The organism is Parageobacillus thermantarcticus, from assembly GCF_900111865.1.
GTDB lineage: Bacteria > Bacillota > Bacilli > Bacillales > Anoxybacillaceae > Parageobacillus > Parageobacillus thermantarcticus.
In genome coordinates this window covers 1-16,660 of record NZ_FOJS01000013.1, presented here as the reverse complement: position 1 = coordinate 16,660, position 16,660 = coordinate 1, and the positions used below count along the sequence as shown (strand labels likewise).

Annotated in this window: 12 protein-coding genes and 2 pseudogenes; 4 read left to right on the top strand and 10 right to left on the bottom strand. The window is 37.2% G+C overall.

Features of this window, described 5'->3' with window-relative positions; genetic code table 11:
• Positions 1-117 precede the first annotated feature (117 nt).
• From tkt to BM278_RS08455, 8 genes are all read right to left on the bottom strand, one after another.
• Entirely contained in the window at positions 118-2,124 is a 2,007-nt protein-coding gene (tkt, locus tag BM278_RS08490; RefSeq protein ID WP_090948953.1) for a transketolase, read from the bottom strand.
• A gap of 479 nt (positions 2,125-2,603) precedes the next feature.
• Entirely contained in the window at positions 2,604-3,716 is a 1,113-nt protein-coding gene (locus BM278_RS08485) for an erythritol/L-threitol dehydrogenase (protein ID WP_013401193.1), read from the bottom strand.
• Positions 3,717-3,776: 60 nt separating this feature from the next.
• The gene (locus tag BM278_RS08480; protein ID WP_013401194.1) at positions 3,777-4,898 is read right to left on the bottom strand and encodes an ABC transporter ATP-binding protein; all 1,122 of its coding nucleotides are present in this window, start codon (positions 4,896-4,898) and stop codon (positions 3,777-3,779) included.
• Positions 4,886-6,028 carry an ABC transporter ATP-binding protein gene (locus BM278_RS08475; RefSeq protein WP_013401195.1) on the bottom strand — a complete coding sequence of 381 codons (1,143 nt, stop codon included), beginning with the start codon at positions 6,026-6,028 and terminating at the stop codon, positions 4,886-4,888. Before BM278_RS08475 ends, BM278_RS08480 begins: the two co-directional genes overlap by 13 nt.
• Positions 6,029-6,047: 19 nt before the next feature.
• Positions 6,048-6,866: a carbohydrate ABC transporter permease gene (locus BM278_RS08470; protein WP_013401196.1), complete on the bottom strand. Its 819-nt coding sequence runs from the start codon at positions 6,864-6,866 to the stop codon at positions 6,048-6,050.
• 18 nt (positions 6,867-6,884) lie between these two features.
• The gene (locus BM278_RS08465; protein WP_013401197.1) at positions 6,885-7,838 is read right to left on the bottom strand and encodes a carbohydrate ABC transporter permease; all 954 of its coding nucleotides are present in this window, start codon (positions 7,836-7,838) and stop codon (positions 6,885-6,887) included.
• A gap of 99 nt (positions 7,839-7,937) precedes the next feature.
• The gene (locus tag BM278_RS08460; RefSeq protein ID WP_013401198.1) at positions 7,938-9,347 is read right to left on the bottom strand and encodes an ABC transporter substrate-binding protein; all 1,410 of its coding nucleotides are present in this window, start codon (positions 9,345-9,347) and stop codon (positions 7,938-7,940) included.
• Positions 9,348-9,665: 318 nt separating this feature from the next.
• The gene (locus BM278_RS08455) at positions 9,666-11,138 is read right to left on the bottom strand and encodes a rhamnulokinase (protein WP_013401199.1); all 1,473 of its coding nucleotides are present in this window, start codon (positions 11,136-11,138) and stop codon (positions 9,666-9,668) included.
• A 383-nt stretch (positions 11,139-11,521) separates the two neighbouring features.
• Between BM278_RS08455 and BM278_RS08450 the strand changes: the two genes are divergently transcribed.
• From BM278_RS08450 to BM278_RS08435, 4 genes are all read left to right on the top strand, one after another.
• The gene (locus BM278_RS08450; protein ID WP_013401200.1) at positions 11,522-12,280 is read left to right on the top strand and encodes a DeoR/GlpR family DNA-binding transcription regulator; all 759 of its coding nucleotides are present in this window, start codon (positions 11,522-11,524) and stop codon (positions 12,278-12,280) included.
• A 204-nt stretch (positions 12,281-12,484) separates the two neighbouring features.
• Complete coding sequence (locus BM278_RS08445; protein ID WP_013401201.1) at positions 12,485-13,159, top strand: class II aldolase/adducin family protein; 675 nt, start codon at positions 12,485-12,487, stop codon at positions 13,157-13,159.
• 6 nt (positions 13,160-13,165) lie between these two features.
• Positions 13,166-14,623 (top strand): FGGY-family carbohydrate kinase, encoded by a 1,458-nt coding sequence (locus tag BM278_RS08440; protein WP_013401202.1) that lies wholly within the window; start codon positions 13,166-13,168, stop codon positions 14,621-14,623.
• 13 nt (positions 14,624-14,636) lie between these two features.
• A complete protein-coding gene (locus BM278_RS08435) occupies positions 14,637-15,275 on the top strand; it encodes a histidine phosphatase family protein (RefSeq protein ID WP_013401203.1) in 639 nt (212 codons plus the stop codon).
• A gap of 458 nt (positions 15,276-15,733) precedes the next feature.
• Here the strand turns inward: BM278_RS08435 and BM278_RS08430 are convergent.
• Positions 15,734-16,318 (bottom strand): annotated as a pseudogene (locus tag BM278_RS08430) (transposase); the annotation flags it as partial.
• Positions 16,319-16,446: 128 nt separating this feature from the next.
• Positions 16,447-16,660 (bottom strand): annotated as a pseudogene (locus BM278_RS08425) (IS1634 family transposase); the annotation flags it as partial.

The window sequence follows — 16,660 nt, the reverse complement described above, 5'->3', positions numbered from 1 at the left end:
ATAGAGAAAAGCGAGAAAAAAATATGTCAATTAACGGAAAAAAATTTTTACTAACTTTGTCGATTGGCCCATATGAAAAAGCTGTCTCCTTCTTCATATGGAGACAGCTTTTTATCGTTATTTTTTCAGCAATGCTTTCACTCGTTTTACTACGTTTTCTACTGTAAAGCCGTACTCTTCCATAATTTTTTCCCCTGGTGCGGAAGCGCCGAAGCGGTCAATTGCCAAAATGTCGCCTTCGTCGCCGACATAGCGCTCCCAGCCGAGCGAAGCGGCCATTTCAATCGCTAAACGTTTTTTCACGGCGTTTGGCAGCACTTGCTGCTTATACTCATCCGGTTGTTTTTCAAAGCGATCCCATGATGGCATGCTGATGACAGAAACGTGAATTCCTTCTTCCGCCAATGCTTGCTGCGCCTTCACCGCAAGGCTTACCTCAGATCCAGAGGCAAGCAATAATGCTTCTGGATCGCCGTTTTTCGCTTCAGATAGGACGTAAGCTCCCTTTTTCACGCCTTCGTATGCCCGTTCCGCCGTATTCGGCAATGTTGGGACATTTTGCCGCGTCAATACTAATGCGGTAGGCTGGTCGGTCGATTCAACAGCCAAGCGCCATGCTGCCGCAGTTTCATTCGCGTCAGCCGGGCGAATGACCGACAAATTCGGCATCGCGCGCAACGACGGCAATTGCTCGATCGGCTCATGCGTCGGACCGTCTTCCCCAACGGCGATGCTGTCATGTGTAAGAACGTACGTTACTGGCAATCCCATTAATGCAGCGAGGCGAATGGCAGGGCGCAAATAATCGGAGAACACAAAGAACGTGCCGCCGAATACTTTTACACCGCCGTGCAACGCCATTCCGTTCAACGCCGCGCCCATCGCGAATTCACGCACGCCAAACCAAATATTGCGGCCTTCATAGCTTCCCGGCAAAAAGTTTCCGGCACCTTTGATTAACGTTTTATTGGAGCTTGCAAGGTCAGCAGAACCGCCAATCAGCTGCGGAACGACTTTAGCAATCGCGTTTAGCACCTCGCCAGAAGATGCGCGTGTCGCCAAGCTTTTTCCTTCTTCATATACCGGAAGCGCTTTTTCCCATCCTTCCGGAAGTTCGCCGTTCATTGCCAATTTCAATTGTTTCGCCAAATCCGGATACGCTTTTTCGTATTGGGCGAACAACTCGTTCCATTCCGCTTCTTTTTTCTCGCCCGCTTCTTTTACCACTTGGCGGAAGTGTTCATACACTTCTTGCGGGACGTAAAAATCTTCCGCAAACGTCCATTTATACGCTTCTTTCGTCAGCTTCGCTTCTTCCGAGCCAAGCGGAGCGCCGTGCACGTTAGACGTTCCCGCTTTATTTGGCGAACCATAACCAATCGTCGTTTTCACTTCAATAAGCGTCGGGCGGGTTGTGTCCGCTTTCGCTTCTTCGATCGCTTTGGCGATTTCCGCAATATTGTTCCCATCTTCAACGCGCAAATATTGCCAGCCGTACGCTTTAAAGCGTTGTTCGACGCTTTCTGAGAAGGAAAGATTTAATTCCCCATCAAGCGAAATATCGTTCGAATCATAAAGAACGATAAGGCGGCCAAGCTTTAAATGACCAGCTAGCGATGCCGCTTCGGAAGCGACCCCTTCCATTAAGTCGCCATCGCCGCAAATCGCATATGTGTAGTGATTGATAATTTCAAAATTTTCTCTATTATATGTAGCTGCTAAATGGCGCTCTGCCATTGCCATTCCAACGGCCATCGCAATGCCTTGGCCGAGCGGGCCAGTCGTTGCTTCCACCCCCGGTGTATGGCCGTACTCCGGATGCCCCGGCGTTTTGCTGCCCCATTGGCGAAATTGTTTAATATCTTCGATGGAAACGTCGTAACCGCTTAGGTGAAGCAAGCTGTATAACAGCATCGATCCGTGTCCTGCCGATAACACGAAGCGGTCGCGGTTAAACCATTTCGGATTGCTTGGGTTGTGGTTCATAAATTTCGTCCAAAGCGTATACGCCATCGGCGCCGCTCCCATCGGCATTCCCGGATGACCGGACTTCGCCTTTTCGATCGCGTCGATGGACAAAGTACGGATCGTCGTAATCGCTAATTGCTCAATCGTATATGCCATGTTTCTCTCATCCTTTCGTTAACATTGTACCAACACTATCATATAGAAAAGAAGGAAAATGTACAATGTTTCTTTGTGAAAATAAAATGGCTATATATTATTTTTCACATTTTAAACATATTGCAATACCCTTTATCAAACTTATTATAAAAAACAACCACCTTGAAAATGCAATGAAGAAGGATAACAATGCCTATACTATATAGGACTATAAACTGCACAACTTTCAACACGAATAATCTGTTCATTCTTTAGAAGATAATGGTTCTAAATATTACTTAGTTATGTATAAAGCTGGAGTTTTACTCTAATAACCTCAAACATCCGTTTAAAAAGGAGTATTAGCGATCGAAGCTCGAAAGTCTAAATAAAAGGAAAGCAATGCTCGTAAACAAAGCCAGCCCTTGTAACGACTGGCTTCTTAATCTTTAATTATGATAAAGGTTACTTTCTATATTATCTAAACAATACTGTAAAAATTATGGAATTAAAATTACTTTGATAGAATCTTTCCCATTTTTGACCATGTCGAATCCTTTTTTAAATTCCTCTAAAGGTAACTTATGGGTTACTACACCTTCAGTAGGAAAATCTCCATTTGCGATTCCCTCGATAACAAGCGGATAGCAATAAGGACCCAAATGTGACCCGAGCACATCTAATTCTTTTCGATCACTAATAATACTCCAATCTACCGTAACCGGATCTTTGAATACACTAAATTCTACGAATCTACCTAGCTTCCGGATCATAGATAATCCTTGTTCAACAGATTTTGGGTGTCCAGTTGCTTCAATATATATATCACAACCATATCCATCTGTCATTTTTTTGATTTCCGCAACAACATCAACCTTTGCAGGATTAAGAACAATATCTGCTCCGAATTTTTTCGCTAGTTCCAATCGGGAATCAATTAAATCTAAAACGACTAAAGTTCCTGCTCCTGATTTCTTTGCCGCTCCTATCATTCCTAAACCAAGCGTACCAGCTCCCGCTAATACGACAAAATCACCAAGCTGAATTTGTGCACGCTGGACTGCATGAAGAGAACAAGCATACGGTTCAATTAAAATTGCCTTCTCAATAGGAAGATCTTCCGGAACCTTGTAATTAATAGCCTCTTTCGTAAATTTCATATATTCGGCCATACCGCCATTTACATTATTTTGGAAGCCATATAAATCATGTTTTTCACACATCCAGTATTGGCCTCTCTTACAAAAACGACATTCCCAACAAGGAACGATTTGCTCGGAAATGACACGGTCACCAATTTCAAAGCCTGTTACTTTATTGCCCATCGCCACTATGCGACCAATAAATTCATGCCCTGGGATCACAGGAGACTTTATATACGCTGGCTGTGTTTCGTCTCCCCAGAAGCTAGGAGCTCCTTCAAATGCCTTTACATCACCAGCACAAATGCCGCAAGCCTCAACCTTTACAATAATTTCATATTCATTTTCAAGCTGTGGAGTTCTCACCTCTTCATATCTATAATCACCAGGGGCATACGCTACAACAGCCTTCATTGTTTCAGGAATAGTTAAATTATCACTTCTACCTAAACTTTTACTAATAGTTGTCATAGAAAAGTTCCTCCCTTTAAAAATGCATTTATTTTAAAACAATTCAACCTAAACAAAAAATTAGGTCATTTGTAGTGCTTTTTCAATCCTTTGTCCTGTTTTGCAGTCAAATATATGAATTCTCTCTGGATTAAACTTTAATTTAATTTCATCCCCATACTTGAAATGGAAGATCTCACTCGAAACAACACTTAAAATATTATCATTATCTAAGCGAATATGAATTCTACATTCTTCTCCTAAATTTTCAAACACACTAACTTTTGTTTTAACTGTATATGAATCATCTTCCCTACAAACCGTTATATCTGTAGGTCTTATACCAAATCTGTATTTTTCTCCCTCTTTTACAAAACGAATATATTTTTCAGGTACTACAAACTTTATTAGAGAATTTTCTGTTTTGAAATGTAGAATTCCATTCTCCATAATTGCAACAACATTAAAGATATTCATTGGCGGTTCACCGATAAAACCAGCCACAAACTCATTAACAGGATTATTAAAAACTTCTAATGGTGTACCAAATTGCTGAAGAACCCCTTGGTTAATAATAGCAATTCTATCCGCTAGAGCCATTGCCTCTAACTGGTCATGCGTCACAATAATGGTAGTACAATTAATTTCCGTATGAAGATGTTTAATCTCTGTTCTCATCTTTTGTCTAACTTTTCCGTCAAGATGGGATAACGGCTCATCCAGCAACAATACTTCCGGTCTCCGGATTAAGGCTCTTGCAATATTCACTCTTTGCTTCTGACCACCAGATAATGCAGCTGGCTTCATGTCAAGTAGATCCGTAATATCTAGTAGTTCAGCAATTTTATGAATTTCCTCTTTTATTTGTTTCTCAGGAATTTTCTTAGCCCTTAAGTTAAATCCAATATTATCGTAAACAGTGAGGGGTGGATATAGTGCATAGTTTTCGAAAGCCAAACCTATATTTCGATCTTTGGGATGGAGATCATTAATCCGTCGATCACCAATATAAATATCTCCTGATGTTATGTCCTCTAATCCAGCGATCATTCTAAGTGTTGTTGACTTTCCACATCCCGAAGGACCTAAAAGAGCAACAAACTCTCCATCCCTACATTTTAAATTTAATGATTTAACTGCTTCGACTGGCTTTTTGTTTTTATAGTAAATTTTACATACATCTTTAAGAATTAGTTCTGCCATGCTACCCCTTTCCTTTCTACATTTGAATAAGAAGCCAGAAGGTTATTTCCAACGCTATCAAAAAATATTGTTTTCTCCATATCTATTTCAATAAAAATCTCTTGATTTAGTTGAATTTCACTATCGGAAGGAACTAAAAGTTGGACTAGCTGATTGTGCACTTGAACCGTAAGAATCGCTTTTGCTCCTAAAGGTTCAAAACTATAAACTTTCCCTATAATACAGTTTTCATTCTTTTGTATAAATCCATATTTAATATCTTTTGGTCTGATACCCACCCGGACAATCGAAATTTCTTTTTCCGCAACTAGTTTTTGTATATTTTTAGGAATTTCGATTTTTTTTCTACCAAAAATACTTAATTTCAACTCTGTATTTTCTTTAACTACTTCTGCATTAAATATATTAATCTCAGGTTCCCCGAACGCGCTTGCAACAAATTCATTAGCAGGCTTATAATAAATTTCTTCAGGAGTACCTATTTGTTCGATTTTTCCTTTATTAATAACAGCAATACGGTCTGCTAAACTTAATGCTTCTAAGTAATCATGTGTAACATATATTGTTGTTGTATCTAGGTTTCGCTGCATATCTTTTAATTCAGCTCTCATTTGGTGTCTAAGTTTAGCATCTAAATGGGTAATGGGTTCATCCATCAAAAACACTTCTGGACTTCTAATAAGCGCTCTGCCAAGTCCTACCCTTTGACGTTGACCATTGGATAATTCTGATGGATTTCTATCAAGCAACCAGTCAATTTTTAGTATTTCTGCCACACGGGTAACTTCTCTTTTTACGACTTCTTCAGGTTGCTTGTATCGGGGACTTCTCAACGGAGAAGCTATATTATCAAAAACAGTCAAATGAGGATAAAGTGCATAATCTTCGAAAACCATTGCCACATTTCGATCTTCAGGCTCGACATGATCTATACACTTATTGTTTAAATACACATGCCCTTCATCGGGAACATAGATTCCAGCAATAATATTCAATAATGTCGTTTTTCCTGCACCTGCAGGGCCGAATATGACAAAAAATTCTTTATCTTTCACTTCAAAACTAATGTCACTTAATACCGTTTCCTTTTTAAACGACTTTTTTATTCCTTCCACTCTTACATTAGCCACTTTGATCTCTCCTTCATGTTTAACCTTTAACAGCCCCCATACTCAATCCACGTACTAGATGTTTTTGAATAGCCAAAGCAAGAATGATAATCGGCAAAGACGAAATAAGAACAGCAGCGGCCATTTGACCATAGTGAACTGTATCAGAGGAGACATATTTTAGCATTGCCACCGTCGTTGTTGTTACCTTTTGACCAGCTAATAATAAAGAAAATGTAAAGTTATTCCACACAAATATAAATGATAACAAGGAAGACGCTACCAAACCCGGTTTAATAAGCGGGATAATCATCTTTATGAATACTTGCCACCATGAATAACCGTCCAGACGAGCAGCATGCTCCATTTCTACAGAAATATCCTCGAAGTAGCCTCTTAAAATCCATATCATAAGAGGCAATGATACAACTTGGAAAATCCAAATTAAACCGAAATAAGTATCATACAAACCAATTTTTTGGTAAATAAGGAAAATCGGTAAAACTACTAAAATCTCAGGTGCAAATCGAAAAGAAAGGAACGTAAATGCAATCGACTCTTTCCCTTTAAAATCAAATCTTGCCAACGCATATGCTGCAGGAACACCGACAACGATGGATAAAATGATTGCCCCCACACTAACGATTAAATTATCAACAAAGTACCCGATAAATTCCCCGCTTGAGAATAAGACACGATAGTTGTCTAACGTTGGCGAGAAAATAAATGTTGTATTAAACATTTCTCGGTCATGTTTAAATGAAATAATAACCAACCATACTAACGGGAATAATGCAAACATGGCATATAAGAGTAGCCCCAAATCTTTTAACAAGCTCACTACCTTATTTGATTTCACCTTAATCCCCCTTTCTATTTATTTCCCGGATGCTTTTTTCTGTGTGTGTGACCAGTATTTCACCATATAATGGCTAATCAAATAAACAAATGCCCATAAGATTAACATATATGGAAGAGAGTATCCCAATTCTTTATACGTAAAGGCCTCGGTATAAGCAGTTAAAGGTAAAGTCATCAACGTATTCCCAGGTCCCCCACGTGTTAAAGCGAAAATAATATCAAACATTTGTAGAGATGCCATTAGACGAAATAAAACGGCAATTAATAGCATAGGCATAATCATTGGCAATGTAAGATTTTTAAATGTAAACCAAGCCGAGCCACCATCTATCATCGCAGACTCAAACGGAGCCTTTGGGAGAGATCTTAGTCCAGCTAATACAAGTAAGATAACAAAAGGAGTAAATACCCATGCATCAATAACTAATACAGTAAAAAGGGCCGTTTTTGGATCCGCTCCCCATGTAAAGTTATCAACACCCACCATACGGAGCCATTTACTTAAAATACCAACCGAATTATTTGTCATAAGTTGCCATATTAATGTTGCGATAACCGGAGCAATTACTAGAGGGAAAATAAGAACGATCCTTAAGGATTTAGCGATAACACTTTCCCTATTTAGTAGCAGCGCAATGATTACTCCCAAAACCGTTTCTATCACTGTTGCTAAACCTGCATACATTATTGTTACTTTCACACTATGCCAAAACTCTGGATCTTTGAACATTGAAATATAGTTTTCTAATCCAATCCAATTATAAACAGCGTATTTAAAAGAGAAATTTGTAAAAGAATAATAAATAGCCATTCCAAATGGAATTAAAATACCGATTGTTAATAGGAAAGCGGGACTTAAAATAATATAAGGCCTCATCTTACGGAGAAACGGTATTTTTATTTCCTCATTACTTAACAAAGTTGTGGAATCTGCTTGAACAAATTTTCCTCTTTTATGTTCTACCTGCATCGTTCTCCCTCCTTTTTATACAGCGGGGGAGAGAAATTCTCTCCCTTCGCTTCTTTATTCAGAATCCTAAAATTTACCTTATCCCATAGCATAGACAATCTATTTAACTCTCAATCTTTCAACACGTTTATTGATATCATTAGCCAATTGATTTAAACGTTCTTGTGCATCTGCACCGTTAACAATATCCTGAAGTGCGGCTGCCCATTCTGTTGTGGTGTTAAAGAATTCTGGTTGAGGAGTGAATTTAATTGTTGAGTTATCGATGATAGATTTAAATGTTTCTTCATAACCTTCTATTTTGCTGATTCTTTCTTTAAAACCTTGATTTTCCCATACAGATTTACGGACCGGATCAACTACATTCGCTTGAGTTGCTCCCCAAATCATATGTTCTTTGCTAGTAAAATATTGCATAAATAGCCATGCAGCATCCTTTTTCTGAGAAGATTTATTCATCGCAATAGACCAAACCCACATATTTGACCCTACATCTCCGTCCTTAGTAGCAGGTGGTGGGGCAACCGCAAGATTTCCTGCTTCTTTTGAAGCACCTTCCTTATTATTGTAAAAAGAAAAATTATCTGCATCATATGCCATCGCTGCCTTACCTGCCCCCAAATCACTAGATACTTGATACCAAGTGTAGTTAGACCAGTCTTTCGGGCCAGCTTTCTTAATTAATTCAACAAATTTTTTAGTAATTTCAACAGATTTTGAGCTATTAAGTTTAGAAACTAACTTCCCGTTTTCGATCTCAAAGTCTTTGGCACCATGATTGGAAAACGAAGTCATATAGCCCGGATGAATTGTAGCCCAAGAGCGGGTTCCACGAATCGCAATACCGTAGGATCCTTCGCCATTCCACCCATTCAGTTTGGTGGCGATTTCAATAAGTTCGTCAAAAGTTTTGGGAGGATTTTTAATTCCAGCTTGTTCAAACGCTCGTTTGTTATAGTGCAGTACATTAATTTCAAATCCTAACGGAATAGCCCATAAATTACCAGTTCCAACTTTATGGCCTGGTACTAAATCCCATTTATCCGCATTTAGTACTCCTTCAAAGAAATCATTGATATCATAGTCCGATGATGTTCTATTTTTGTCATTAACGAACGGGTCTAATTCCTGAATATACCCTGCCGGTGCATATTCCCATAGCTGGTATGAACCTGTCATAAAAACATCTGGATTTCCATTTTTTGCGTTTAATGCAGTAGTTAGTTTATCAAAGTAACTTTCCTCAGGTGTTACCGAATATTTGACCTTAATTCCAGTTAATTTTTCAAATTCAGGTAATCTTTTAATGATTGCTTCGGCATAAGGGTGTTGATTTAACATTACGTTAATTTCTTCTCCTTTAAAACGCTTCCAATCAAAGCCATCCAACTTTTTCAACTCTGTTTTTTCCACTGAAGATCCGGATGATTGAGTGCTATTCGAACAAGCAGAAAATACAATACCTACAACTAACGAAATAATAATAGCTAAGAATTTTCTTAACAACATTTCTTCTCCTCCTTTTTCTACTTCCCCCTAATTCATTAAATTTAAAAACTTGTTTTTATTTTCGCCTCCTTTTGTTTCCTTTCATAAAATTTCTAATTAGAATATTATTATTAATATTTTTAATTGTCAATATATTTTTGTTTTGAATCACATTTTTTTATTTTTTATCATATTATATTTTTTATGTTTTCGTTTTTAAAAATTTAATTATCGATTTGCTTTAGTTTTACTTCTTAATAATAAATTCCCTTATTTCACATGCTTCAATAAACAAAATACTACTTTACACTGACTGTTATATGCAGTTCGAAAGCCGCATTAATTATGACTTTCTATCACTTTCTTGAAAATTTCATATGCATCATTCCACAGTTGCGAATCCAACGGCTCATAAGTTTTTAAAGGAAAGGAATTCTGTATGATCATTCTTCCCTCCTGTAAATCTTTAATCTCCCCAAGCGAAATATATTGGACCATAAGGTTACCTATTGCAGTTGCTTCTTCCATTCCAGCCCAAACTGGGCGCGCAAGAGCATTAGAAGTAAATTGGCATAATAGATTATTTTTTACTCCACCTCCAACAATATAGAGTCCTGGGAATTTTTTGTTCGTCAATTTTTCTATACGTTCTAAGACAAAACGATATTTCAATGCGAGACTCTCTAGAATACATCTTAAAATTTCGTTCTTTGATCTTGGTATTGGTTGATTTGTTAACTGACAATAATACTGTATCTGCTTAGGCATATGTTCCGGGTTTAAAAACATCTCATGATCAGGATCAATAAACGATCGAAACGGTTTAGATTGAAAAGCTAAATCTACCATTTCATCATAAGTTAAAAAATCTCCATCTCTTTCCCACGCTCGCTTACATTCCTGTATTAACCAAAGCCCCATAATATTTTTTAAAAGACGATATGTATTAAAGACACCTTTCTCATTAGTGAAATTCCATTCCATTGCTTGCCTGTTTATTACTGGAGTATCTATTTCGGTACCTAATAAAGACCACGTACCACAGCTTAAATAAGCAAATTCCTTTTCAGCAGTTGGTATTGCAGCAACTGCTGATGCAGTGTCGTGCTCACCGACAGCTATTACTCGTATTTTTGGGATATGCAGTTCATTGCAAATCGATAATCTGATAGAACCGACTTGAGTTCCTGTTTCCACTATATCAGGAAATATTTCAATAGGCAGATCAAGTTTATTTATTAACGGGGCAACCCATGATTTGCTTTGGGAATTATATAACTGGGTAGTAGATGCTATAGTTTCTTCAATCGTTTTCTCTCCCGTTAAAAAATACCGTAATAAATCAGGAATCATTAATAAAGTTTCCGCTTTCTCAAGTATAGGATTGCGCGAACATTTCATCGCATATAAATGATAAATTGAATTCACTTCCGTAAACTGTATCCCTGTATGAAAATATATTTCCTCCTTCGGTACTATATCGCACACCTTTTCAATCATTCCAAGCGACTGTTTATCTCTATAATGATAAGGATTGCCTAATAATTCCCCGTGAGAGCCAATTAATCCAAAATCTAATCCCCACGTATCTATTCCTATACTTTGTATGTGAAACCCTAGAAATTTCGATTTCAATAACCCTTGTTTCATTTCGTGAAATAACCTTAAAATGTCCCAGTAAAAATGCGTACCAATCTTAACTGGATCATTGGCAAAACGATATATTTCCTCAACTATTAATTTGTTTTTTTTTATTTCACCAACTAACACCTTGCCACTACTTGCTCCTAGATCAAACGCTAATATTGACATTTTCATCCCCCTTCGCTCAATCAAATAAATTGACCTATCTAACAACTTATTTTATACAGAATTTTCATAACTTTGACTAAATTATAAAATTAGAGTATATTTTAGTCAACATTTTTTAATGTTTTTTAAAGAATTTTATTTATTTTTATTGATATTGACAAAAAACATTAAAAAGATTTAAAATTAAGTAAAATCTGAATTCAGTTTTTACTCTCTTCTACGCACTATTTTTCAGTATTGACCAATAAAACAAAGCATATGGAAAAAGTTTGAGAGAATTATTTGTATATTTTTTGTGAGTTTCATAGCAACTTTAATCAAACAATAGACGTCAAATTATAAAAAATTGTACTAATATAAAGTTATGCTAAGGGGGATATACAATGCTAATCGCACAAAGACATCAAAAAATCTTAGATATACTAGAAGAAAAAAATGCTGTAACAATCGAAGAATTAAAAAAGTACTTCTCCGTTTCTGAATCAACTATTCGAAATGATTTACGTTATTTAGAAAGAATAAATAAACTAAAACGCTCCCACGGTGGAGCAATCAAAATACAGAAACAAGAAGAAATTCCTTTTTCCCAACGCTCCTTAATAAAGAAAAAAGAAAAGGAGCAAATAGGTAAAATAGCTTCTCAATTTATTTCCCCTAATGAAACCATTTTTTTAGATGCTGGAACAACAGTAATGGAACTTGCAAAAAATCTACCAACTGACTTCGAATTTAATGTTGTTACATCTGCCCTTAATACGGCATTAGCTGCAAGTGTATACCCAAATGTATCCGTTCACCTAGTTGGAGGCTTGCTTCGTCCGGCCTTACAAGAACTAGTTGGTCCAAATGCAGTAGAAGGAATAAGAAAAATTAATGCACAAAAAGTGTTTTTAGGCGCAAGTGGCCTAAGTCTTGAAAGGGGGGTGACGGAAAATCACATTTTTTCAGCAGAGGTAAAAAAAGCAATGGTTGAATCAGCAGAACAAGTTTTCCTGTTGATTGACTCAGAAAAAATCGGGAAGTCCTTCTTCGTTGATTTAATTCCTTTGGACAAAGTAGATGTATTAATTACTGACTCAAACATTTCTGATGAATACTATACAACACTATCAGAAATAGGAATAAAAGTTATTAAAGCTTAATTGACTCTTCTTTTGAAAACTATGGATAATTCCCTCAATAAAAGAGTTGGAAAATCTTAAGCAAAACAAAATAATTAAAACATGGGGAAATTAATATACGTAAAGCAAAATAGCAATAGAAACCATTTTATACATTTCTGAAAATGAATCTACAAGGTAAAGTTAGGGCAAATTCCTATCAATAATACAAGGAGGAACTCTTAAATGGAATACCTGCTTTCAAAAGACGATGTTCTAAAATTAAGCTATATTAGCCAAAAAATAGTTGACAAACAATTAGTAGTCGGTCCTGGCGGAAACATTAGTATAAGGACTAACAATATTATGTGGATATCACCAAGTGGGTTTGCATTAGATCAAATTCAAGAAGATCAATGGGTGCCGGTACAAATTCACAACGGGCAATCTCTCCATCCCACTTTAAGACCCTCATCTGAGATTGCTATGCATTTAGAAATTTATCGAAATCGAAAGGATATAAATGCGATTGTTCATACTCATCCCCCGATTACAATCGGTATCATTAGTACAGAGCATAATGAAATCCCAGCAATGTTTCCTGATTTTGTCGCTCTAGTTGGAAAGGTTCCTTTTATTGAATATGTTGTTCCCTGCTCTACCGAATTAGCCAATTCTGTTATTAATATTTTGCAAGATCCGGCATATAATGCTTTATATTTAAAAAACCACGGCTTAATTACTTTAGGAACAAATATCATGCAAGCGTATTACCGTACGGAGATTATAGAAAATGCCGCAAAAGTATTTTGGGTAAGCAAAACGGTTGGAACCCCGCGAGCTTTACTAGAACATGAAATTCAAGAAATCCTAAATCTTGAGGCGGAAAAGTACCGCCAAAAATTACTGGAAAGGGGATGAATAACATTGGGTTCAACAAAAGAGGCTGTTTTTATAGGAATTGATATTGGAACTCAAGGAATCCGAGTAATAGCTATTACAGAAACCGGAACATTGTTGACTAGCGATAATCACCATTTTTCCTTTATTACTTATCAAAATCTGCAGATAGAACAGTCACCAACGTTATGGTGGTCATGTTTAGTTAATTCCTTAAAAAAAGTATCAGATAATTTAAAAAAGTTTATTTCCTTAGAACAAATTGTTTCTTTATCAGTCACTTCTACTTCAGGTACAGTAATACCGCTTGATCAAAATTATCAGCCTATTAGCAACGCTTTTATGTATAGTGATAATCGTTCGTACAAGGAAGCGGAATTTTGCAAACAATCTTCGATGTCTATAAATAAAGACGATTATACTCCCTTTAATACTTCCTTTGGGTTACCCAAAATCGTTTGGTTTACTAATAAATTTCCTGAAAAAGCAGATAGCATTCACCTTTGGTGTAATCCGACAGATTATATTATCGGAAAACTAACGGATATTTGGGGAATTACTGACTATACAAATTCTCTCAAAATGGGATATAACCTAGTAAAAGAAAAATGGCCTTCCTATATTTTCGATATTTTGAAATTACCAAATTCATGGTTTCCTCAAGTGGTCCATCCCGGAAAAGTGTTAGGTTACCTTTCTCCCAAAATTTCGGCTATAACCGGCCTTCCAAATAAAATAAAAGTGGTTGCTGGTTTAACAGATGGATGCGCTTCTCAAATTGCATCAGGCGCAGTAAGTCTAGGTGACTGGAATACAACAATAGGCACTACCATGGTAGTAAAAGGAGTAACTTATCGACCAATTGAGGATCCGTACGGAAGAATATACAACCATAAACACCCTTGCGGATATTGGATGCCAGGAGGAGCAAGTAATACCGGCGCGGACTGGATTTCAAAAGATTTTAGTAACGAAAACCTCCATTATTTAAATGAAGTAGCCAAAAAATTAATTCCAACTTCCTGGATTTCATATCCTTTGCAACAGAAAGGGGAAAGATTTCCTTTTATTTATGATAACGCTCAAGGTTTTGATCCTCATAATGTGTCAAAGGAAGAGCTTTATACAGCACGTATAGAAGGCATTGCTTATTTAGAAAGACTTTCATATGAAATAATCGAGAAATTTTCGGTCGATGTTAAAACTATTTATACCGCCGGTGGAGGGAGCAATAGTGATGTATGGTTAGCCGTTCGAAGCAATGTTTTACAAAAACCAATTTATAAAATGAAATACGTTGAAGCAGCTATCGGAGCTGCTATTGTCGCGGCTTCCCAAACATATTATAAAAACATTGAACAAGCTGCTAAACAAATGCTCAAGTTAGAAAAATATATAGAACCTAGTTATTATATGATGGAAAAGTACGAAGAAAATTATCAACGCTTTGTAAACATTTTAAAAACGAAAGGGTACATAAGTTGAAAGAGGTGCAATCATGACAAAATTTTATATATTACGCCATGGAGAAACGGAGTGGAATCACAACCATAATCGCTATTGCGGAAGAACCGATATTCCACTTTCCTGCACAGGTATAAAGCAAGCAAATGCGGTCAGTCAGATCTTAAAGGGAATAAAGTTTGCTAAAATCTACTCTTCTCCATTAATTCGTGCTAAAGAAACGGCACGTTTAATAAAAGAAAATTTATCCTTAACAACTTCTATAGAAACAGATGAACGTTTAATAGAGATTGATTTTGGTAGATGGGAAGGAAAAACAAAATCTCAAATACAAAATGAGTTCCCAGAGCTATGGCTAAAATGGGCTAATGACCCTTCAAATACGAAAGCCGGAGAAATCGGAGAAACAGCAAACGAAGTATATAACCGTGTATACAACTTCTATCACGAAAAAGCTCAACGATATCCCGATGAAAATATTTTAGTCGTCGCGCATAATACCTTAAACCGAATATTTATCGCTGGAACATTAGGATTACCTTTTAGTAAATATCGAAAACTAGTTCAAAGCAACACAGGAATATCTATTTTGGAAATTAAGGAAGATAATGAGTTTATATGGCATCAGATGAATAGCTTTCTGCACATTTCCTCTGGTAGTAATCACCTTTAAAAAATAAAAAGTAACTAATTATATCAAAAATTACACCCCGTCAGTACTAAATGGCTAAACAATAGTTACCTAATATAAAGCGAAATTTCCTGTATAGTAAAGACCATCAATGAGGAAATTTCGCTTCCCATTCTTTTCATATCATCAGACTTTCATATTGTATTAGGAATTTTGAATTATTCAATTAAAGACATAAAACATGAAAAGGAAAAGAACTAACCTAAAAATTCATATGAATCTAAGAGAACAAAGGAACATATGACAGCTTGAAAAACACATGAAAAAGCCTATCATTTCAGCAATAACAGATTCCTCAAAAAACTTAGAAGCAGCTTGAATGTATTCCCTATTTGGTTTGAAAGACAGTAAAATTCTTTAATCATGATGGTGCTGCAAAACTAGAGTAAAAACTCGAAGTTATGCATAAGGATGCAGCATGACACATGCAGTAAATGCAGTTAATATCGATAAAATCTATACCATCGCGACTGTTCCAGCCCATCGTTTTTTAGCTCATTAAATACCCGCTCAATCTCACAACGAAGCCCAAACATCCATCGACCAAACCCTCGTCTTCAAAAAACAGGAAGAACCCGGCCATAGGCATCTTTCCGTTCCTCGTTGTTGTGGAGGTTGATGGGGGAAATCAATAGGATTCCCGACTGTTCTGCTGTTTGGCGAACCTTTTCGCTGCTATACGCAGCATCACCCAATACCAATTCGATATCCCATTGTCGCAAAGAAGTAAGCAATTCAGGCGCCACTGCCGCATCATTCCGATTTGCTGTGGTCAACAACATATGAGACAAAATAATTCCCTCGGTAGTTGTACAGAGATGGAACTTATATCGTTTAAACCAATGGTATCGGGTGTGGACACTCCCTACTGCGCCTGTGGATCGTAAAGGCTGCTTTGAAGGGCCGTGCTGTCGATCAGCACGATTTAGGGATACCCTAAGCCCGCATGCCAGCTGAAAAGAACGCAACCTCTGTAGGATGCGCTCTAATTTTCGTAAGGAATCGATGGCAAAATAGGTTTTTAACTCACATTTCGCACCCTAACAAGGTCAAAACAAAGGATTTTTTATTTAGTTTTTCAGAATAACTTTTTGACCAACACGACGAGCGATGGCTATCCTTTTTTTACCATCGCTGGTCGTTCCGTATGACGTTACACGTAAATGCTCTCATCCAGCCCCAACCCCTGCAGAATCCTTCGTTGTTCAGGGGTGAGGGAGCGATCCAGTGAGCGTTGGATGCGTCCATCCGGCAGCTCCAGGAGGACGACGTTCACATATTGAAACAGCTGGAAAATCGCCTGCCCCGTCGGTCGGGTCAGCTTGCGGCCTCCGGCGCCCTTTAATGGGTGTTCGGGTGTGATGAAC

Bases quoted from the DNA above. Each gene is read 5' to 3' on its own strand.
- tkt (WP_090948953.1), bottom strand. From the start codon at position 2,124: ATGGCATATACGATTGAGCAATTAGCGATTACGACGATCCGTACTTTG.
- BM278_RS08485 (WP_013401193.1), bottom strand. From the start codon at position 3,716: ATGACAACTATTAGTAAAAGTTTAGGTAGAAGTGATAATTTAACTATT.
- BM278_RS08480 (WP_013401194.1), bottom strand. From the start codon at position 4,898: ATGGCAGAACTAATTCTTAAAGATGTATGTAAAATTTACTATAAAAAC.
- BM278_RS08465 (WP_013401197.1), bottom strand. From the start codon at position 7,838: ATGCAGGTAGAACATAAAAGAGGAAAATTTGTTCAAGCAGATTCCACA.
- BM278_RS08460 (WP_013401198.1), bottom strand. From the start codon at position 9,347: ATGTTGTTAAGAAAATTCTTAGCTATTATTATTTCGTTAGTTGTAGGT.
- BM278_RS08455 (WP_013401199.1), bottom strand. From the start codon at position 11,138: ATGTCAATATTAGCGTTTGATCTAGGAGCAAGTAGTGGCAAGGTGTTA.
- BM278_RS08450 (WP_013401200.1), top strand. From the start codon at position 11,522: ATGCTAATCGCACAAAGACATCAAAAAATCTTAGATATACTAGAAGAA.
- BM278_RS08445 (WP_013401201.1), top strand. From the start codon at position 12,485: ATGGAATACCTGCTTTCAAAAGACGATGTTCTAAAATTAAGCTATATT.
- BM278_RS08435 (WP_013401203.1), top strand. From the start codon at position 14,637: ATGACAAAATTTTATATATTACGCCATGGAGAAACGGAGTGGAATCAC.